This window comes from Pseudomonas sp. G7(2022), assembly GCF_052660475.1.
Genome location: NZ_CP109659.1, coordinates 5,062,388 through 5,081,696, shown reverse-complemented (window position 1 = coordinate 5,081,696; position 19,309 = coordinate 5,062,388). Strand labels below are relative to the sequence as shown.

16 protein-coding genes and 1 pseudogene are annotated in these 19,309 nt (G+C 59.7%); 7 read left to right on the top strand and 10 right to left on the bottom strand.

Annotated elements, in window-relative coordinates; all coding sequences use genetic code 11:
• Positions 1–200 precede the first annotated feature (200 nt).
• Genes NE357_RS23195 through NE357_RS23185 form a run of 3 tightly spaced genes read right to left on the bottom strand, consistent with a single transcriptional unit; the run spans position 201 to position 3,303 of the window.
• A complete protein-coding gene (locus tag NE357_RS23195; protein WP_169431770.1) occupies positions 201–1,022 on the bottom strand; it encodes a peptidoglycan DD-metalloendopeptidase family protein in 822 nt (273 codons plus the stop codon).
• A 3-nt stretch (positions 1,023–1,025) separates the two neighbouring features.
• Positions 1,026–2,405: an exodeoxyribonuclease VII large subunit gene (gene xseA, locus NE357_RS23190; protein ID WP_169431769.1), complete on the bottom strand. Its 1,380-nt coding sequence runs from the start codon at positions 2,403–2,405 to the stop codon at positions 1,026–1,028.
• A gap of 10 nt (positions 2,406–2,415) precedes the next feature.
• Complete coding sequence (locus NE357_RS23185; RefSeq protein ID WP_169431768.1) at positions 2,416–3,303, bottom strand: LysR family transcriptional regulator; 888 nt, start codon at positions 3,301–3,303, stop codon at positions 2,416–2,418.
• 100 nt (positions 3,304–3,403) lie between these two features.
• On the opposite strand from NE357_RS23185, the gene NE357_RS23180 reads away from it, so the two are divergent.
• The 4 genes from NE357_RS23180 (at position 3,404) to guaA (ending at position 8,055) form a co-directional block, all read left to right on the top strand.
• Complete coding sequence (locus NE357_RS23180; RefSeq protein ID WP_169431767.1) at positions 3,404–4,171, top strand: sulfite exporter TauE/SafE family protein; 768 nt, start codon at positions 3,404–3,406, stop codon at positions 4,169–4,171.
• A gap of 73 nt (positions 4,172–4,244) precedes the next feature.
• Entirely contained in the window at positions 4,245–4,793 is a 549-nt protein-coding gene (locus tag NE357_RS23175) for a sugar ABC transporter ATPase (RefSeq protein ID WP_169431766.1), read from the top strand.
• A gap of 115 nt (positions 4,794–4,908) precedes the next feature.
• Positions 4,909–6,378, top strand: coding sequence for an IMP dehydrogenase (guaB, locus tag NE357_RS23170; protein ID WP_034156270.1), 1,470 nt, complete (start codon positions 4,909–4,911; stop codon positions 6,376–6,378).
• A 99-nt stretch (positions 6,379–6,477) separates the two neighbouring features.
• Positions 6,478–8,055, top strand: a complete 1,578-nt coding sequence (gene guaA / locus NE357_RS23165; RefSeq protein ID WP_011335797.1) for a glutamine-hydrolyzing GMP synthase — start codon at positions 6,478–6,480, stop codon at positions 8,053–8,055.
• 127 nt (positions 8,056–8,182) lie between these two features.
• Here the strand turns inward: guaA and NE357_RS23160 are convergent, their stop codons facing one another.
• Positions 8,183–10,255 carry a TerD family protein gene (locus NE357_RS23160; protein ID WP_169431765.1) on the bottom strand — a complete coding sequence of 691 codons (2,073 nt, stop codon included), beginning with the start codon at positions 10,253–10,255 and terminating at the stop codon, positions 8,183–8,185.
• A 235-nt stretch (positions 10,256–10,490) separates the two neighbouring features.
• Between NE357_RS23160 and NE357_RS23155 the strand changes: the two are divergent.
• Positions 10,491–10,571: pseudogene (locus NE357_RS23155) on the top strand (GMP synthase (glutamine-hydrolyzing)); the annotation flags it as partial.
• 81 nt (positions 10,572–10,652) lie between these two features.
• Here NE357_RS23155 and NE357_RS23150 read toward each other — a convergent pair.
• Positions 10,653–13,748 carry a membrane-targeted effector domain-containing toxin gene (locus NE357_RS23150; protein WP_169431764.1) on the bottom strand — a complete coding sequence of 1,032 codons (3,096 nt, stop codon included), beginning with the start codon at positions 13,746–13,748 and terminating at the stop codon, positions 10,653–10,655.
• A gap of 193 nt (positions 13,749–13,941) precedes the next feature.
• Here NE357_RS23150 and NE357_RS23145 point away from each other — a divergent pair, with 193 nt between their 5' ends.
• Positions 13,942–15,324 (top strand): multicopper oxidase family protein, encoded by a 1,383-nt coding sequence (locus NE357_RS23145; protein WP_169431763.1) that lies wholly within the window; start codon positions 13,942–13,944, stop codon positions 15,322–15,324.
• Positions 15,324–15,821 (top strand): tRNA adenosine(34) deaminase TadA, encoded by a 498-nt coding sequence (gene tadA, locus NE357_RS23140; protein ID WP_065261858.1) that lies wholly within the window; start codon positions 15,324–15,326, stop codon positions 15,819–15,821. The genes NE357_RS23145 and tadA overlap by 1 nt, the downstream gene beginning before the upstream one ends.
• Positions 15,822–15,944: 123 nt before the next feature.
• Here tadA and cmoB read toward each other — a convergent pair whose 3' ends face one another.
• The 5 genes from cmoB to NE357_RS23115 form a co-directional block, all read right to left on the bottom strand.
• Entirely contained in the window at positions 15,945–16,901 is a 957-nt protein-coding gene (cmoB, locus tag NE357_RS23135) for a tRNA 5-methoxyuridine(34)/uridine 5-oxyacetic acid(34) synthase CmoB (protein ID WP_007956659.1), read from the bottom strand.
• A complete protein-coding gene (cmoA, locus tag NE357_RS23130) occupies positions 16,898–17,605 on the bottom strand; it encodes a carboxy-S-adenosyl-L-methionine synthase CmoA (RefSeq protein ID WP_218888027.1) in 708 nt (235 codons plus the stop codon). The genes cmoB and cmoA overlap by 4 nt, the downstream gene beginning before the upstream one ends.
• A gap of 121 nt (positions 17,606–17,726) precedes the next feature.
• The gene (locus tag NE357_RS23125; RefSeq protein WP_169431762.1) at positions 17,727–18,371 is read right to left on the bottom strand and encodes a lysoplasmalogenase; all 645 of its coding nucleotides are present in this window, start codon (positions 18,369–18,371) and stop codon (positions 17,727–17,729) included.
• Between the two features lie 2 nt (positions 18,372–18,373).
• Entirely contained in the window at positions 18,374–18,766 is a 393-nt protein-coding gene (locus tag NE357_RS23120; RefSeq protein ID WP_169431761.1) for a protease inhibitor I42 family protein, read from the bottom strand.
• A 121-nt stretch (positions 18,767–18,887) separates the two neighbouring features.
• Positions 18,888–19,265 (bottom strand): hypothetical protein, encoded by a 378-nt coding sequence (locus NE357_RS23115; RefSeq protein ID WP_169431760.1) that lies wholly within the window; start codon positions 19,263–19,265, stop codon positions 18,888–18,890.
• Positions 19,266–19,309 lie beyond the last annotated feature (44 nt).

The following is a 19,309-nucleotide window of genomic DNA, read 5'->3' as shown; positions in this document are numbered from 1 at the left end:
AATGAGGGTGTGAGAGGTTTTCATGCCTTCAACCCTAACCGCGGGGGATGAGGATGGCAAGCAGTCGAAAAAAATTGAGAGGAATACCCGGAAAGCGGTTTTTTCCGAGATTTTATTCTTGATATGGCGATAATTGTTGGCGGGGATTGCGCGGACCATTCGTCGTGCGCAATCCCTGCTGGAGGGTGTTCAGCCTGGAATCAAGGCTGGAATGCGCCAATGAAAATCGCCGGATCGACCCGCGCATCGTTCAGGCTGACGTTCCAGTGCATGTGCGGCCCGGTCGCCCGACCTGTAGCGCCCACCTTGCCCACCACTGCACCGCGCGCCAGTTGCTGACCGTTCTGCACATCGATCTTCGACATGTGGCAGAACATGCTGATGAAGCCCTGGCCGTGGTCGACGAACACTGTGTTGCCATTGAAGAAGTAATTACCGATCAGGATCACTTTGCCCGCCGCCGGAGTCTTGATCGGTGTGCCGGCCGGCACCGCAAAGTCGAGGCCTGCGTGCGGATTACGCTCTTCACCGTTGAAGAAACGGCGCACGCCGAACTTGCTCGACAGCGGTCCGTTGACCGGTTTGTCCAGCAGCAGATTGCTCGGCGTGTTCGGGCTGAAGCTGCGATAGGCTTTGATCTGTTCGGCCAGTTCGCCCTCGATGCGCTTCAGATTCGCCGGGTTCGGATTGACCTGCTGGGTGTTCTTCAGGGTGATGTGTTGTTCCGGGTATTTCTTGTTGCCGACACTGAAGCTGAGGTTACGGCCGCCACTGCTGATCTGTTGCGCACCGGGTTTGACGGTCAACGGAACGCCGACAATCGCCAGCCAGTTGTTCTGTTCCTTGACCACCAGCACCGGTTTGCCCTGATACGTGGCTTTCGGCGCTTGCGCAGCGGTCCCCAGATCGACGACAGCCACGCCGCCCGGCACCGGTTTGTTCAGCAGGCGGGTGATGTAACTGTCGGCATGGGCGTTGAAGGTCAGGCACAGCAACAGCAGCGGAGCAAGAAAACGCGGCATGGATCAGTCCAGTAGAGAGAGTGTGACAGGCGTCAGGTGATTGTCCTCGACGCGCACTTGCAGTTCGCCTTCGCCCAGTCTGGCCTTCAGACGCTGGCCGGTGTGGGTCTGCGCGGCGTTGCGGATTGCGTTGCCGCGCTCATCCAGCAGGATGCTGTAGCCACGGCCGAGGGTCGCCAGGGGGCTGACCACGTGCAGGGTCTGCATCTGGCTCTGCAACTGTAAACGGCGTCGTTTCAGGCCTTCGTTCATGGCGCGGGGCAGGCGCTCGGCGAGACTGTCGAGGCGCTGGCGCAACAGGGCCAACTGGCGTCCCGGATGTTGCCCGGCGAGACGGGTTTCCAGGCGGATCAGGCGTTCGCGACGGGTGTTGAGCTGGCGCTCGAAGGCACGGCGCATGCGCATGTCCAGGTCATCCAGACGCTGTGCCTGCTGGCGCAGACGTTCGCCGGGATGACGCAGACGACGGGCCATGCCCTCAAGACGCAGCCGATCACGCATCAGGCGGTCACGCATGCGCATCACCAGTCGGCGATGCAGGCTTTCGACCTGACGGATCAGGTGGCTGGAATCCGGGGCAAGCAGTTCAGCAGCAGCGGACGGTGTCGGTGCGCGCACGTCCGCCACGAAGTCGCTGATCGACACGTCGGTTTCATGGCCGACTGCGCTGACAATTGGCGTAACACAGGCATCGACCGCCCGGGCCACGGCCTCTTCGTTGAAGCACCAGAGGTCTTCCAGCGAGCCGCCGCCACGGGCCAGGATCAGCGCGTCGAAGCCACGGGCATCCGCCAGCTTCAGGGCGCGGACGATCTGCGCGGTGGCTTCGCGGCCCTGAACGGCGGTCGGAATCAGCGTCAGTTGCACTTGCGGCGCGCGGCGGCGGAACACGCTGATGATGTCGCGGATCACCGCACCGGTCGGTGAACTGATGATGCCGATGCGTTGCGGGTGCGCCGGCAGTGGCACTTTGCGCTCGGCACTGAACAGGCCTTCGGCGCTGAGCTTTTCCTTCAAGGCATCGAAGGCCAGACGCAGGGCGCCGTCACCGGCTGGCTCCACGGTGTCGAGGATCAGCTGATAGTCGCCACGCCCTTCGAACAGCGAGACCTTGCCGCGCACCTTCACCGCCAGGCCATCCTTCAGCGCCTGACGCACCCGCGCAGCATTCTGGCGGAACAGTGCGCAACGCACCTGCGCGCCGCTGTCCTTGAGCGTGAAATACACGTGGCCGGACGCCGGGCGGGCGAGGTTGGAGATTTCGCCTTCGACCCAGATGTTGCTGAACACGTCTTCGAGCAACACCCGCGCGCGGCCGTTGAGCTGGCTGACGGTCAGGACTTCGCGGTCCAGGCCGAGTCTTGCAAAGGGATCTTTAATCATGGGGCGCAGTTTAAAGGCTTTCGCCGATGAATGTCTGGAGGAAGTGTTGCACCAGAGGTGTGGGATTTTGCCGAGAAGCGAGGGCGACGGTACTTCGGCAATCGCCGGTCAGCGGCAGAAATCGCACACCGGGCGGAGCGATGTCCTGCATCGATTCCGGCAGCAAAGCGATGCCGAATCCGGCCTGGATCAATTGCAACTGCGTGGTCTTGCGCGACATTACCCGCGCAGCCTGAGGGAAAAAGCCGTGGCGCATGCACAGTTCGGCGCACAAATAACTCAGCCCGCCGCGTTGCGGGTGGGGGATGGAGATGAAGGCCTCGTCCTTCAATTGCGCCAAATCGACGACCTCTGCCAACCCCAGTCGATGATCCTCCGGCACGGCAAGCAGCAAACGTTCGGTATAGAGCGGCACAACCTGAACATCCTCGCGCTGGCGCAGAACTGGAAGGCGCAGCAAGCCGATGTCGAGCCGGCCCTCTGCCAGTTCTTCGAGCTGTGCCTCCGAGGAGAGCGTGCCGATGTCCAGCGAAACCCCGGGTTGTTGCTCCAGGTAAGTACTCATGTCGCGCAACAGTCGGCCGCTGATCGGCACGGTGCTGGAGTGACACACGCGCAAAGTACCGCGCTGCCCTTGGCCAATTTCCGTGGCCAAAGTGCTGGCCTTGTTCAATTCATTCAGCAGGTTTCTCGCCCGGGGCAGGAACGCTTCGCCTGCGGCGGTGAGCCGGGGCTGGCGCGCGGTGCGTTCGAACAGCGGCGTTTGCAGGCGGGTTTCCATGTCCTTGATCTGCCGGCTTAACGCCGACTGAGCAATGAACAGGCGTTCGGCCGCGGCGCTGAAGCTGCCGCTCTCGGCGATTTCCACGAAGTAGCGCAATTGACGGGTTGAAAGCACGAGACATGCCTTTTCGAGATGGCTTGGCGGTTTCGATGATATTAGTCGCAACCCTCGGCGCTGGCTAAAGTCATCGCAGGCTTATAAAGGAAGCGAGCGAATGAGTGTGGCGGGGTTGTTGAGCGAATGGTCGTGGGGCGCGCAGGGCTGGGTGGTGATCGGACTGGCCATCGCGCTGGCCTACATCGTGTTCGGGATTGCCGGTTTCGGCACTGCGCTGGTGGCCGGGCCGATCCTGATTCTGTTCATGCCGCTGTCGAAGATCGTGCCGTTGCTGGTGCTGCTGGATTTCGTCGCGGCGTTCGGCAACCTGCTGCCATCGCGGCGCGACGTGGCGAAACCGGAATTGCTGCGGTTGCTGCCGTGCATGGCGGTGGGCTGCACGCTGGGGGTGATTTTTCTGCTTAACCTCAAGTCCGATCTGCTGTTGCTGCTGATGGGGTTGTTCATCAGTGCCTATGCGGTTTACAGCTTGTGGATCAAGGCCCGGCCGGCGCAGTTATCCGCCGTGTGGGCGTTGCCGATGGGCACCGTCGGCGGGCTGTTCGGAGCGTTGTTCGGCAGTGGCGGCTTTCTTTATGCAATCTACCTCAACAGCCGACTCCCCAAAGACGCGGCGCGGGCCACGCAAAGTGCGCTGATCAGTTGCAGCACGGTGGTGCGTTTGAGTCTGTTCGCCATCGCCGGGGTGTATGCCGAGCTACCCTTGTTGATGCTTGCGCTGTGCCTGTTGCCGGCCATGGCGCTGGGCTTGTGGATCGGGCGGCGGTTGACCATGCGCCTGTCCCGCGAGGCCTTCGTACGGCTGGTGACCTGGCTGGTGCTGGCGAGCGGGATTGCGCTGATCGGCCGCTATTTAAGCACTTGACCGGATTTTGTCAGGGATTAAGCTGCCGGCCGCGTTCGTCGCCGAACATCCTTTGACGCAGCAGGCTTGCACCATGAATTCCCAAAGCATCATCGTCCCGAAAATCTCCAACCTGCCGGTGCACGAACCCCGGGCCCGGGCGATCCTGCGCTGGCTGGTGCGCAAGAACATCGTCAAGGAAGAGCTGAGCACCTGCGGACGTACCGGCAACCGCATGGCCTACGCCATCGCCGATGGCGCCCGCGCAGTGGTGCTGCACCCCGAGGCGCTGCCGTTCGGTGAGCCGATCAATGGTCTGGAAATTATCACCAAGCGCTGCATCTTCACACCGGCCAAAGGCTTTCTCGAGGAGGCCGGATGTGCCGAGTGCCGACAGGAAATCGGCGAGGCACTGTTCGAAAGTCTGGAAGACTGGATGCCGGGGCGCACCGACAACTTCACCTGCCCCGAGTGCGGGCATGAAGATGACATCAATGGATTTCTTTATTTGCAGGAGTGCGCGTTTTCCAACCTCGGGTTCATCTTCAACAACTGGCTGGAGGCGGGGTTCAAGCAGAGTTTCATCGACGAATTCGCCGACTGGCTGGATCAACCGGTGAGCTGGGTCAAGGTCGAGTTGTGAGGGGCGTTTTTCCCGTACATCAGCAACATTGATATAAGACAAGTTTTACATTGAACCCGAAGGGGTGTCTGACTATAATGGCGCGCTTCCATTTTCCCGCTCGGGAGCCCCCGCGATGCTGCGTATCAGCCAAGAAGCTCTGACATTCGACGACATTCTCCTAGTGCCCGGTTATTCCGAGGTGCTTCCTAACGAAGTCAGTCTGAAGACCCGCCTTACCCGTGGCATCGAGCTGAACATTCCTCTGGTTTCTGCCGCCATGGACACCGTCACCGAAGCCCGTCTGGCAATCGCCATGGCTCAGGAAGGTGGCATCGGCATTATCCACAAGAACATGACCATCGAGCAGCAAGCTGCCGAAGTTCGCAAGGTCAAGAAGTTCGAAGCCGGTGTGGTCAAGGATCCGATCACCATCGAGGCTGACGCCACGGTTCGTGATTTGTTCGAACTGACCCGCATGCACAATATTTCCGGCGTTCCGGTCCTGCACGATGGCGACCTGGTCGGCATCGTCACCTCCCGTGACGTGCGTTTCGAAACCCGTCTGGAAGCCACCGTTCGTGAAGTGATGACGCCCAAAGAGCGTCTGGTCACTGTTCGCGAAGGCGCCGACAAGAACGAAGTCCGCGAGCTGCTGCACAAGCACCGTCTGGAAAAAGTCCTGATCGTCGACGACAAGTTTGCCCTCAAAGGCATGATGACCGTCAAAGACATCGAAAAAGCCAAGGCCTACCCGCTGGCCAGCAAGGACGATCAAGGTCGTCTGCGCGTCGGCGCTGCGGTCGGTACCGGTAAAGACACCGGTGACCGCGTTGCAGCCCTGGTCAATGCCGGTGTGGACGTAGTGGTGGTCGACACCGCTCACGGTCACTCCAAAGGCGTGATCGACCGCGTTCGCTGGGTCAAAGAGAACTTCCCTGAAGTGCAGGTGATCGGCGGCAACATCGCCACCGGCGCAGCCGCCAAGGCCCTGGCCGAAGCTGGCGCCGACGCAGTCAAGGTCGGTATCGGCCCTGGCTCGATCTGCACCACCCGTATCGTCGCCGGTGTCGGCGTTCCGCAAATCAGTGCCATCGCCAACGTTGCCGCTGCCCTTGAAGGCACCGGTGTTCCGTTGATCGCCGACGGCGGCATCCGTTTCTCCGGTGACCTGTCCAAGGCCATCGTGGCCGGTGCGTCCTGCGTGATGATGGGCTCGATGTTCGCCGGTACCGAAGAAGCGCCGGGCGAGATCGAACTGTTCCAGGGCCGTTCGTACAAGGCTTATCGCGGCATGGGTTCGCTGGGCGCCATGTCCCAGGCCCAGGGTTCTTCCGACCGCTACTTCCAGGACTCCTCGGCAGGCGCCGAGAAACTCGTTCCGGAAGGCATCGAAGGCCGTGTTCCTTACAAGGGCACCCTGAGCGCGATCATTCACCAGTTGATGGGCGGTCTGCGTTCCTCGATGGGCTACACCGGCAGCGCCAACATCGAAGAAATGCGCACCAAGCCAGAGTTTGTGCGGATCACCGGTGCCGGCATGGCCGAATCCCACGTCCACGACGTGCAGATCACCAAGGAAGCGCCAAACTACCGCGTAGGTTGAGGCTTCAAGCAAAACGTTAAATGACCGGGGCTGTTTTATTCAGCCCCGAGTCGTTTCTGAATCAAGACTGTTTCTGAATTACTTAGACGAGACTGAATCATGGCCCTCGACATTCACGCTCACCGCATCCTGATCCTCGACTTCGGTTCGCAGTACACCCAATTGATCGCTCGCCGCGTGCGCGAGATCGGTGTGTACTGCGAACTGCATCCGTTCGACATGGACGAAGATGCGATCCGCGAATTCGCTCCAAAAGGCGTGATCCTCGCCGGCGGTCCCGAGTCTGTGCACGAAGCCAACAGCCCACGCTGCCCGCAAGCGGTGTTCGATCTGGGCGTACCGGTCTTCGGCATCTGCTACGGCATGCAGACCATGGCCGAACAACTGGGCGGCAAGGTTGAAGGCTCCGAGCTGCGTGAGTTCGGTTATGCCCGCGTTGACGTGGTCGGCAAGAGCCGTCTGCTCGACGGTATCGAAGACCACATCGACGCCGACGGCCTGTTCGGCCTCGACGTATGGATGAGCCACGGTGACAAGGTCACCAAAATGCCGAGCGATTTCCACATCCTGGCCAGCACCCCGAGCTGCCCGATCGCCGGCATGTTCAACGACGAGCGCGCTTACTACGGCGTGCAGTTCCACCCGGAAGTGACCCACACCAAGCAGGGCGGTCGCATCCTGTCGCGTTTCGTTCTCGACATCTGCGGCTGTGAAGCCCTGTGGACTCCGTCGAAGATTGCCGAAGACGCCATCGCCAACATCCGCGCGCAGGTCGGTACCGACAACGTGCTGCTGGGTCTGTCCGGCGGTGTGGACTCCTCGGTAGTTGCGGCACTGCTGCACAAGGCCATCGGCGATCAGCTGACCTGCGTCTTCGTCGACAACGGCCTGCTGCGTCTGCACGAAGGCGAGCAAGTGATGGCCATGTTCGCCGAGAACATGGGCGTCAAGGTGATCCGTGCCAACGCCGAAGACCAGTTCCTGAACAACCTGGCCGGCGAAGCCGATCCGGAGAAGAAGCGCAAGATCATCGGCCGCACCTTCATCGACGTGTTCGATGCCGAATCCTGCAAACTGGACAACATCAAGTACCTGGCCCAGGGCACCATCTACCCGGACGTGATCGAGTCGGCTGGCGCGAAAAGCGGCAAGGCCCACGTGATCAAGTCGCACCACAACGTGGGCGGCCTGCCGGAAGAGATGAACCTGAAACTGGTCGAGCCACTGCGCGAACTGTTCAAGGACGAAGTCCGTCGTCTGGGTCTGGAACTGGGCCTGCCGTACGACATGGTCTACCGTCACCCGTTCCCGGGCCCGGGCCTGGGCGTGCGGATCCTTGGTGAAGTGAAGAAGGAATACGCCGACCTGCTGCGTCGCGCCGACCACATCTTCATCGAAGAACTGCGCAAGGCCGACTGGTACCACAAGGTCAGCCAGGCCTTCGTCGTGTTCCAGCCGGTGAAATCGGTGGGTGTGGTGGGAGATGGCCGTCGTTACGCCTGGGTCGTGGCCCTGCGTGCCGTGGAAACCATCGACTTCATGACCGCACGTTGGGCACACCTGCCTTACGAATTGCTGGAAACCGTTTCCGGCCGCATCATCAATGAAATCGAAGGCATCTCCCGCGTCACTTACGACGTGTCGAGCAAGCCGCCGGCGACGATTGAGTGGGAATGATCCCGCGTCGCGCCCTCTAGAATTCAAGGTTGGATTCGCAGAGGCATAAAAGGGGTTATAGAAAATGCCAGTCAGTTAATCTGACTGGCATTTTTTTGGGCGGAAAGTGTGGAGGCGGGCGCAGGTATTAGAGGAACTGTGACCGAATCAAATCCGTATCGAACGGTGTTATCCCTTGATCAGGTGCAAACACCGCTTGTGCCTGCTGCGGCGAAGCCACTCGTTCGCCTCGTGCTCGTACATGCAAATCGAATAATGTCTCCAGATCAGGCCGCGGCGTATGTACCAAAGCCCGCAGCATCAACGATATTCCGCTGAGGTTGTTCCCGACATTGTTCCATCGGGGAGCTGAGGTCAGTCCCAGGTCGGCCCAGATCACGCGCCGCTCCTGCAAGTCCATCACGAATGGCAGGCAGATCTGTGTATCGGATGCGATATCGATACGATCGAACACGGTTCGCGGTTCGAATACTTCGCCCGATGCCGTATCGGTGCGGGCCATCCAGCCAGCAAAGCATTCTGGAAGATCGCAGTACGGCTGTTCGGTGAACGAGTTGATAGACGTGACGACGTAACGGATGCCTTTCTCGACGAGGACTTCAAGATCGAGGTCGATGAACTCCGAAGCCCCTTCGGGTGCGTCGACGATGTCGCCGCTGTGGCAGCCGCCGTAATCTCTCAGGTTGTAGTACGCAACCGTTTCTCTGAACACGAAGTTGGCATCGAAAAATGCGGCGGACAAATCGATGTCAGTGCGTGATCGACCGTTTTTCCACCACAGAAAAAGGCGAATAAAACGTGTGTCGGGCATCGGCAATCGACTGCCCCGCACCAGTGTCCGTAGCGATTTCGAAGAAGCGCGTTGTGCCAGCGGTACCCTGTATTCGCGTAATTCTGGATCGATGTAGCAGCGCCCCAATGGCGGTAGTGTCGCAAAACGCGTAACCAGAGCGACCTCGCAGATTCGGGCTGCACGAGCCAGCACCTCGGGTGCGAGAAGCTCTCGGTCATCCTTGATGCCATAGACTTTGGCGAATGAACCTTTGGGTGTGAACGCCCGAAGTGGCAGGGGGCGCGGTGCACGTGACTGGGCCAGCAACTGCAGCAGGACAGGTGAGGACACTTGTGGTGCAACAGCCTCGAACGCATCGAGAACCGGCTCTGGTTCCGTCGCGCGCCGCAGGGTAGCGTCCAGCCGTCGGGCGAACTCACCGGGACGACTCTGTAGCACGTGTACAAGCTCGGTAATATCACGCTGGGCGAATAATGTTTCGACACGTGAACCGAATGAGGCAGGCGCTTCGTTGCGACGCGCTGCGTTGATGGCGGCCAGCGCTCTTGGGTATTTATCGGCGTAATCGCCCGGATGAAGTACTTCAGCCAAGCGTTTCCATCGCTCGGTTTGTCGCATCACGTCTTCCGTAGCGTCGGGTATACGATCGAGCAGACTCAACAACAGACGGCGCATCGATCGCTTCATCGCTTTGAAACGTGTCGTAGCGGTCGCCAGTGACACGTCTCCACCATTCAGCGCGATCGCAAGTCGTAGCACGTCAGTCGCCGTTTCGACGTTTTGCTCCAGAAATGCATTCACCCGTGCATCGCCAGCTACATGCAGGATCAGTGCGCCGCCAACCTGTGCGCGGATCTCCCGGAACGGGACGACCTCAGGCAGCAGGCGGAACACATCATTTTTGTAGTCGCGGATAAACCGGATGACATCGGCCGCTTCCTCTTCGGAGAGCGAGGTGCGTGATGAAACCAGTGGCTCGAGCAGTGACTCGAACTCAGGGATGCTTCCCGGTTCGATAACACAGGGGATGAAGTTGCCTTCAAGCAGTGGAGGTCGAGATTCTTCAGTCGCGGGTAAACGTCGAAGCGTGAGGTAATGCATGACGGCGTTGAGGTACAGCTCGGCTTCCGAGGCCGTCAGAACCTGCTCAGGAAAGTCAGGATAGAACGGCCGGTGGTGTACATGAGCGCCACTCCTGCGCCGAAGAACTCCGACAATGTCACGCAACCAGTACTTGAGTTCTGTCGGTGACAACAGGCCGATTTGCTCAATCAGAGCTTCTGACAGTACGCATCGGAACGCCGCGATTTCCCGGACAGCCGACGCGACCTGAGCGCGCGTGGCACCGCCAGTGCCCATCGGGACGTGAACTTTGCTACGGCGACGCAGGAACAGCTCCTGATCCATGCTTGATTTTCTCCCTGAGTCACCGTCGTGAGCGAGCTGCAGCGTCATGTCTACAGCCGATATGAAAACGCCTGCTAGGAGCAGGCGTTGAGTGGAGAGCGGAACCCCTAGTTCATAGGGTTTAGAAGGAAGGTGTTCCATAGCCACACCGACATTCTACGGAAGGTTTTCGCTTTTTGTCAGGTTGCTATGTCTTACACACGTAACAAGCTACTTCACCGCGCGTTAGGCACACATCATCAATGAAATCGAAGGCATCTCCCGCGTCACTTACGACGTGTCGAGCAAGCCGCCGGCGACGATTGAGTGGGAATGATCCCGCGACACCGGCTGCATTGATGCAAGGAGAAACCCTGGCTATGGCCAGGGTTTTTTTTCGTCTGTCGCCATGGACAGGTCAGTGGGGAAGGCGGCTTTGCAGTTGCAGCCCCATCTGTTTCAGTGCGTTGGATAATTGCTCAAGATTATCGTAGGGCACGCGGTGTACCGAGCCCCAGGACGGGCGATCAATGAAATAGCGCCCGTCCGCGAAGGTCTGGACAGGGGTTTGAACAAGCTCGCCGCTCACACTTCTGTGGAACAACCGATAGGCGCCTTGTGAACGTTCGAAAACATACATGCCCGAGCGATAAAGCAGTCGGTGTATTTGCAGTTCGCTTCGGCTGACCGGCGCCGCTTCCAATTGCAAAAGCACATCGACGTAATGCGTATCGACAGTACCGCCTTGTACTAGCGTCCCTGAATGTGGGCCCCGTTCTATATCGATGCCCGGATCCAGAGAGACACGTTCCCCCAGTCCCGGATCGACCTCTTCAATCCGTAGACCAATACCGCCTTCCAGTTCGCTGATACCGGCAACGCCCCTGAACGTATTGGTGTTTTCCACCCCTGTCAGAACCACCCACTTACCCACGTCATTCAGGGTTTTGTCCATGAACATGATGTCGGCTGTCAGGTGATTGGTCATGATTTGCTCCTCAGGCAGTGTGAGCGAAACGGGCTTGTTGTAAGTCGCCGCGCAATCGGTCGCCTGGACTCGAATACCGTTTTCCCGGGCGCTCTTCACCAGTGCCAGTTCGTCGAACTGCTCTGCCGGATCGGTACCGAGTCGGCTCAGGTACTGCTGCAGGTCATCGGTCATGACGCCGGACTTGAAGTATGCATTCAGGTCAGCCTGGGCAAAGTCGCTGAGCAGTCGGCGCACATAAAGGGTCTTGACCCCTGCGCGCGCCAGAGCAGGCATGTTTTCAATGATCAGTCGCATGCTTGTGATGCGACCCGGGGTTTCGCCGATAACCAGGCCGGACGCTTCCTCGAGTGCCTGCGCAACGAAGTCCGTGAAGGTCATTGAAGAGGTGATAGCGGGTATCGGCGGACGTGGCGGCAGGTTCGCCCAAGGAAGGTTCTTGTAGAAGCGTCTGGCGGAGATCTGAAGTGCCCGGGCTTTTTCGGCGAAATACAGCGCATAGCGGTTTGGAGCGACTAACCCGCCATCAGGGCCAATGCGCAATTGAATGTGGGTTTCGCGCAGTTGCAGGGCCCATCGCCTCAGTTCGAACTCATGCTGCGGGTCTACCGCGTATGGGGTCTTGAGCAGCCGGATGTTGTTCGAGGTCGATGGCTGGGGCTCGATGGGTGCAGGGTTGGATGGGGCAGGTGGTGTTACGGACTGCTCTGGCTCTTCGGCCGAAGGCTCGTGCGCATCAAGCTCAAGTGCCACATCTAAAGTGCATTGCTTGCCCAGACACTGACCACCCCCCTTGAGTCCCAGTTGGGTCATACGTTCCCATAGGCCTTCGCTGTTCAAACGCACGGGTATTGCGTGGATCAGCTGGTTGGGTTTTACCGGATCGATGATTGCCCAGAATCCGCCGCCCTCTGAATCGTTGAAGTAACGGACGCAATAGGCCGTGTCGTTCATCAGGATGGCATGGGGCGGATGGGTGTTCAGCCTGTAGATTCCCTGGTATTTGCCTGGCTCGGTAACCGGATTCAGGCCCTCGAGTATTTCGTTGGATTGAAAGCGTTGCGGAATCTGTCCGGCTTGTACGGTTTCGGAGGAGAGCGAGGGCCGCTCCTGCAGAACAGGCAGAATCTCGTTCGGTTCTTCTGGCTCCAGCTCCGCTGTTGTTTCGGTTTCTGCCAGTTCGTCTGCCTCGTAGATCTCTGGAGGCACGTCAAACTCGGCCAGTGCACCGAAGCCCTTGAGAAACGGAATGTTAAACAGCGCATCGATACCGCTGAAAATGGCCCCCAGGACACCTTCCTTGCGCTGCGCGGAGGTTTTGCCGTTGACGGCCTTGTCGATATTCAACCCCATGTTGGCGAGGCTGGCGCCAATCACCGGCAATGCGACGGGCCAGCCGACCATGGCCATCGGGCCGAAGACTTTCAGTCCAGCGCTCAGATAGCCGATCCAGAGTTTCTTGCGCAGATCACCGTTCGAGATCAGGGAAAGATCTGCTTCGTCGAACATCGCGTTATGGGTGCAGTCACGCAGCCAGCTGAATGCATCTACCGTGACGGTGTGATCGTTGCGGTTGATCAGATGATGATCCGATTGCCCCCAGGTGCTGACCAATCGGTTCATCAGGTCGCTGATGTGTTCGCTCATCCAGTGCCGGTCTGCCAGCGAGAAATGGTTGAGAAACAGTTCGCGCGGCGCTTTCTCGTTCAACTGTTGCAAGGCCCACCAGTGCATGTCAGTGGGAGTGTCCAGCACATGAAATGGCTGGTTGTCGCCAGGCACGTAAAGGATCTGGCGGCCTGACGAGTCGATGATGCGCAGGATATCGGTGGCCGTGCGACCGTCGATATCCAGCGCGCAAACCCTCAGGCCATGGCCGGGGATGAACTCGGTTTGCAGACTGTGCAGGCTCACAGGCCAGGTCAGCGGGCCGATGACCGCCCTGATTGCAGTCTGGAAGTCCTCGTCGTTCAGGTGGCCGAGCTCCCGGGCTTCAACGGCTTTGCCGAGGAAGTTGCATTTGGCCAGCGTGCGGAATTGGCTGGAGTGCTGGTCCCAGAACGAGTGCAGCTCGTTGCGGTAACGCTCGCTGAAGTTGATGTTCCAGAAGTCGTTGAGTACCTCGTTACCCTGCAGCCGGACTTCGTTGGTTGCATCGAAGTTTTCGGTGTCCGGCCCTGCGCTGTAAAACCCGCCGTATACGTCGAGCAAGTCGGCGTTGTCCTGATCCGTGGCGCGGAACCGGTGTATCACCAATTGCGTCAGGGTCAGGCTTTCATAGGGCTTCTCACCATAATGCTGCCAACCGGTGAATGATATGGACTGACTCTGAGCTGTTCTGAATCGATGGTAATAGACGTGATCGGGGTCGAGACCGGTAATGCCATGTCTGGCGAGCACTTCGATGGCAACCTGACGGGCCGTATCGTTCAGGCTCGGACACGCCGTGACCACCTGTGTGGCCATGACCTGAAGTGCGGCTCTGTCGGTGTCGTTGGGCTGCGGGCGTTGTTCTGTTGGGTTCATTCGCTCTATTCCTTGAGAGAGAGGAGGGAAGGGTGATCCACTCGCTCAAGGGACGTGCGGTACATGATTACCGCCCGATATTGTCCCGGATGTGCGGCCATCCGCCGCTCCGCCCTTACCGTTTCGCAGGCGCAGGTGTATCGTATTCGCCTTTTGCGGGCACCCAGGCCTGCGGCTGATACGTGAGGTAGTTGTGTCCAAATCCTTTACCCGTCGACAGATACTCGGTGGTCTGGCCGGTCTTGCAGTGGTTGGTGCGGGAGCCGGTGGTGCGACGCGTTACTGGTTGGGCAAGGTGGCGGATGCCAACGCGGGGCACGACTACGAGCTGATCGCTGCACCGCTGGACGTAGAACTTGTGCCAGGCCACAAGACCCAGGCCTGGGCGTTCGGCCCGTCGGCGCCGGGCACTGAATTGCGCGTGCGTCAGGGCGAGTGGCTGCGGGTGCGGTTCATCAACCATCTGCCGGTCGCAACGACCATTCACTGGCACGGCATTCGCCTGCCGCTGGAAATGGACGGCGTGCCTTACGTATCGCAACTGCCGGTACTGCCAGGCGAATACTTCGATTACAAATTCCGTGTGCCGGACGCCGGCAGCTACTGGTATCACCCGCACGTCAGCAGCAGTGAAGAACTCGGTCGCGGCCTGGTCGGGCCGTTGATTGTCGAGGAGCGCGAGCCGACCGGGTTCAAGTACGAAAAGACCCTGAGCCTGAAAAACTGGCATATCGACGACGAGGGCAACTTCGTCGAGTTCAGCATTCCACGCGAAGCGGCCCGTGGCGGTACGGCGGGGCGGCTGTCGACCATCAACGGCGTGCCTTTGCCGGTCATCGAATTGCCCGCCGGCCAGATCACCCGCGTACGCCTGCTCAACCTCGACAACACCCTGACCTATCGCATCAACATTCCCGGCGTCGAAGCGCAGATCTACGCACTGGATGGCAACCCGGTCGAGCCGCGCCCATTGGGCAAGGAATACTGGCTCGGCCCGGGCATGCGCATCTGCCTGGCGATCAAGGCACCGCCGGCCGGTGAGGAACTGTCGCTGCGCAACGGCCCGGTTCGCCTCGGTACTTTACGTTCGGTGGCCAACAATGAGGCGCCGACCGACTGGCCGAAAGCACTGCCGGCCAACCCGGTGGCCGAGCCGGACCTGGCCAATGCCGAGAAACTCAACTTCAATTTCGAATGGGTCGGTTCGGTGTCGGTGAATGTCGACAACGGCAAACCGCCGAGCCTGTGGCAGATCAACGGCAAGGCCTGGGACATCACCGACAAGACCTGCGCCGACCGGCCGATCGCCAGCCTGAAACTGGGCCAGAGTTATATCTTCGAACTCAAGAACATGACCCAGTACCAGCACCCGATCCACCTGCACGGCATGAGCTTCAAGGTGATTGCATCGAATCGGCACAAGATCGTGCCGTACTTCACCGACACTTATCTGCTGGGCAAGAACGAGCGCGCGCAAGTGGCGCTGGTGGCGGATAACCCGGGGGTATGGATGTTCCACTGTCACGTGATCGACCACATGGAAACCGGCCTGATGGCCGCCATCGAGGTGAAGTGATGCGCCAGATTCGCCCCGCGGCGATCATCGACCGCAGCCGTGATCGCGACTTCATGCGCGAAGCCCTGACATTGGCGGCGCAAGGCGCCGCCCTCGGCGAGGTGCCGGTAGGCGCGGTGCTGGTGCAGGACGGCGAGATCATCGGTCGCGGCTTCAATTGCCCGATCAGTACCAGCGACCCCAGTGCCCACGCGGAAATGGTCGCGATCCGTGCGGCGGCGCAGGCGGTGGATAACTATCGTCTGCCGGGCAGCACGCTGTATGTGACGCTGGAGCCGTGCAGCATGTGCGCCGGGCTGATCGTGCATTCGCGGGTTGCTCGCGTGGTGTACGGCGCGCTGGAGCCCAAGGCTGGAATTGTGCAGAGTCAGGGGCAGTTCTTCACTCAGGGTTTTCTCAACCATCGAGTGTTGTATGAAGGCGGGGTGTTGGCGCAGGAGTGTGGGGCGGTGTTGACCGAGTTCTTCCGGGCACGGCGCGCGAAACCGGCAGACTGAACACAAAACCAATGTGGGAGCGAGCCTGCTCGCGATAGCGGTCTGACATTCAATACTTCGTTGGCTGTCAGATCCAATCGCGAGCAGGCTCGCTCCCACAGGTTTTTTTGGTGTTTGGAAGATTTACTTCTTCGCGACAATCACCGCCCGCATCGGCGCCGGCAACCCTTCGATCGTCTTGCTGTGATCCTCCGGATCGAGGAAGTCGCTCAACGACTGATACTTCATCCATTCAGTCCCGCGCTGTTCTTCAACAGTGGTGGTGCTCACATCCACGCATTTCACATCCGTGAAACCCGCACGACGCAGCCACAGCTCCAGCGCCGGCACAGACGGCAGGAACCACACGTTACGCATCTGCGCATAACGGTCTTCCGGCACCAGCACTTGGTGCTTGTCACCCTCGACCACCAGCGTCTCCAGCACCAGCTCGCCACCCTTCACCAGGCAATCCTTGAGCGCCAGCAAATGCTCGATCGGCGAGCGACGGTGGTAGAACACACCCATGGAAAACACCGTGTCGAAACCTTCCAGATTCGGCGGCAGGTCTTCGAACGGGAACGGCAGGTGCCAGGCATTCGGCTCTGACAGATAACGCTGCACTGCCTGGAACTGGCAGAAGAACAGCCAGTTCGGATCGACGCCGATCACGCTGTCGGCGCCGGCACCGAGCATGCGCCACATGTAGTAACCGTTGCCGCAACCGACATCGAGAATGCGTTTGCCCTTCAGGTCCAGATGCGGAGCGACCCGCGACCACTTCCAGTCCGAACGCCATTCGGTGTCGACGTGCACGCCGAACAGATCGAACGGCCCCTTGCGCCACGGCGACAGACCCATCAGCGCGGTGCGCATTTGTGCGCGGGTTTCGTCGTCGCAATCGGTGTCGAGTTTCAGGCCGTCGAGCAGGTCGACTTCAGTCGGCTGGATCTTCGGCAAGGCGTCCAGCGCACTTTGCCAGCGCTCCAGATCGCCGTGACCCTTCTCCATTTTCTTGTCGAGCTGCACTTGCAGGGTGTTGGCCCATTCGGCCAGCGGCGTGCCGGCCAGACGGCGGGCGAGGGGGGACAGATCAATCATGGCAAGGCAATCAACGAGGCAAAGTTAAGACACTGGAACCACGGCACGACTTTCGAGAACCCGGCGGCCAGCAGGCGTTCGCGATGTTCTTCGAGGCTGTCGGGCTTCATGACGTTTTCGATGGCGCTGCGCTTCTGGGCGATTTCCAGTTCGCTGTAACCGTTGGCGCGTTTGAACGCGACGTGCAGGTCGGTCAGCAGCGCGTGTTCCTCGGCATCGTTGAAACGCAGCTTCTCCGACAAGATCAGCGCGCCGCCCGGCAGCAACGATTGGCGAATACGCGACAGCAGCGCCGTGCGCTGATCCGGGGCGATGAATTGCAGAGTGAAGTTCAGCGCCACCACCGAGGCCGGTTTGAAATCGAGGGCGAGGATGTCGCCTTCGATCACCTCGACCGGCAGCAACTCCTGGAACATCGAATCCTGACCGTTGAGGTATTCACGGCAGCGCTCGACCATCGCCGCCGAGTTATCCACCGCGATCACCCGGCAACCGTCGGTGCGCACGTGGCGGCGCAGGGCCTGGGTCACAGCACCCAACGAAGCGCCAAGGTCATAGAGCACGCTGTTCGGCTGGGCGAACTGCGCCGCGAGCACGCCGAGGTTCTCGACGATGGTTGGGTAACCCGGCACCGAACGCTTGATCATGTCCGGGAACACCCGCACCACGTCTTCGTTGAAGGCGAAGTCAGGCACCTGGGCCATCGGCTGGGCGAAAATGCGATCGGGTTCTTTGCTCACGGCGGTTCCGGCGGTGTCGATGAAAAGGCCGGCATTTTAGCCAAACTGGCGCGCAGATGCGCGGGTTGTCTGATAAACCGCTGGTTCAAAGCTCCGGACGTTTGCTCTGTGAAAACGCCGACGCCGCAATCCCCCACTGCCCCAGCCAGTAACTGAGAATGATGATGTAAGGCGCCGCGTTGAACGGTGAGACAAAGCGGTTGATGCCGATCACGCTGTCGGAGAACACGAACGCCACTGCGCCGCCCGCCGCCAGCAGTGCCGAACGTTGCGGTACGTCGCTGCCGAGGCGGGCGAGAGCGCGCCAGAGCATGGCGCTGATGGCTGTGCCGTAGACGATCACTGGCACGGTCAACGGGCCGAGTCCGCTGCCGATCAATATGCCCAACAGCACGGCGCCGACGCTGAGTGCCAGGATCAGCGGCAGCAGGGCCAAGCGCCGGCAATCGCTGAGGTAAGCCTTTAGATACGCCAGATGCGCGACCAGAAATGCGCCCAGGCCAAACACGAACAAATCCCCCGGCCACGCCAGCAACACATCGCCGATCAACGAGAAAATCAGACCGAGACTGATCCAGCGGCGATAGTCACTGGGCGGCGCATCGTGCAGCCAGCCAAGCAAGGCCAACACCGGCAGCGGTTTGACCAGCAGACAAAGCAACGCCGCATGGGTGCTGACGCCATAGAGGAAGGTCACGGCGCCCATCAGTGCGAGGATCAGCCAGCCCACGGTCAGTTCACCGAAATGGCGCAGTCAAAGGTTTCCACCGGCAACACTTCCGGTGCCCACGGTTGCTGCGAGGTCAGACGCAGGCGCCCGGTGCCGGTGGCGAAAGCCTGGAAGCGCCAGGTCGAGAGACCGGCTGCGCCGACCACACCGGCATCTTCCGGATTGCTGTAGACCTCGGGGCTGAGGGCGCGCAATACGCCGCCGGCAGAATCCTGGATGGCCCAGCGGTAACCGGTAGTCGGGTTGCTCGGGAGCATGACGATCAGGTTTTGCCCGTTGGTCAGCCGTACCGGACATTCGCTCTGTTTTTCCACGGTCACGTTGTGTTTCGGTTGCGTGGCGCAGGCGGCCAGCAGGGCGAAGGACAGGGGGACAAACAGGCGAGTGGGGGACATGGATTCAGTGGCTCCGGTGTTGGCGACGAACGGCGAGCATAACTGAAGATGAGACAAAGTGTGACCAAAGCCGCGCAGGCAAAGGCTGCGCGCTGCTGATTAGCCTGAGACTGGGGAGCGTTTATCCGCTAACGTCGAGTTGCACGTGAATAGCATCGTGATTGCCGTGAAACTCAAGTACGAAACTGATCCGGTATTTCCTGTTGGTGTTGTCCAGCTCGGAATTGAAGGTTCCCCTATAGGCGTACTGCGTTCCTTGTCTGTTGAGGTAGTAAACTTCTACCAGCTTTTCACCCCTCTTGAATTCGTGCTCGCCGTTAGTCGTGGATGGATCAATTGTAAGTTTGATTGCCTGTCCATCTGGAAGGCCCAGTTTCCTGGATCCTTCGATAGTTATGTAGCCTTGTTCGTGCTTGACCTCTATATGGTCGGTTTCGAAGAGTTTTTCGCCGTTTTGTGTAGCCGTAAAATAATCGGAATTATTCGTGGGTGTTGACATCAATGGACTCCCTGAATGACTAAATTCGAGAGAGCAGTCTGAGG

Bases quoted from the DNA above. Each gene is read 5' to 3' on its own strand.
- NE357_RS23120 (WP_169431761.1), bottom strand. From the start codon at position 18,766: ATGTCCCCCACTCGCCTGTTTGTCCCCCTGTCCTTCGCCCTGCTGGCC.
- xseA (WP_169431769.1), bottom strand. From the start codon at position 2,405: ATGATTAAAGATCCCTTTGCAAGACTCGGCCTGGACCGCGAAGTCCTG.
- NE357_RS23115 (WP_169431760.1), bottom strand. From the start codon at position 19,265: ATGTCAACACCCACGAATAATTCCGATTATTTTACGGCTACACAAAAC.
- cmoB (WP_007956659.1), bottom strand. From the start codon at position 16,901: ATGATTGATCTGTCCCCCCTCGCCCGCCGTCTGGCCGGCACGCCGCTG.
- cmoA (WP_218888027.1), bottom strand. From the start codon at position 17,605: ATGGCCCAGGTGCCTGACTTCGCCTTCAACGAAGACGTGGTGCGGGTG.
- NE357_RS23175 (WP_169431766.1), top strand. From the start codon at position 4,245: ATGAATTCCCAAAGCATCATCGTCCCGAAAATCTCCAACCTGCCGGTG.
- guaB (WP_034156270.1), top strand. From the start codon at position 4,909: ATGCTGCGTATCAGCCAAGAAGCTCTGACATTCGACGACATTCTCCTA.
- NE357_RS23160 (WP_169431765.1), bottom strand. From the start codon at position 10,255: ATGGATCAGGAGCTGTTCCTGCGTCGCCGTAGCAAAGTTCACGTCCCG.
- guaA (WP_011335797.1), top strand. From the start codon at position 6,478: ATGGCCCTCGACATTCACGCTCACCGCATCCTGATCCTCGACTTCGGT.
- NE357_RS23180 (WP_169431767.1), top strand. From the start codon at position 3,404: ATGAGTGTGGCGGGGTTGTTGAGCGAATGGTCGTGGGGCGCGCAGGGC.
- NE357_RS23195 (WP_169431770.1), bottom strand. From the start codon at position 1,022: ATGCCGCGTTTTCTTGCTCCGCTGCTGTTGCTGTGCCTGACCTTCAAC.
- tadA (WP_065261858.1), top strand. From the start codon at position 15,324: ATGCGCCAGATTCGCCCCGCGGCGATCATCGACCGCAGCCGTGATCGC.
- NE357_RS23150 (WP_169431764.1), bottom strand. From the start codon at position 13,748: ATGAACCCAACAGAACAACGCCCGCAGCCCAACGACACCGACAGAGCC.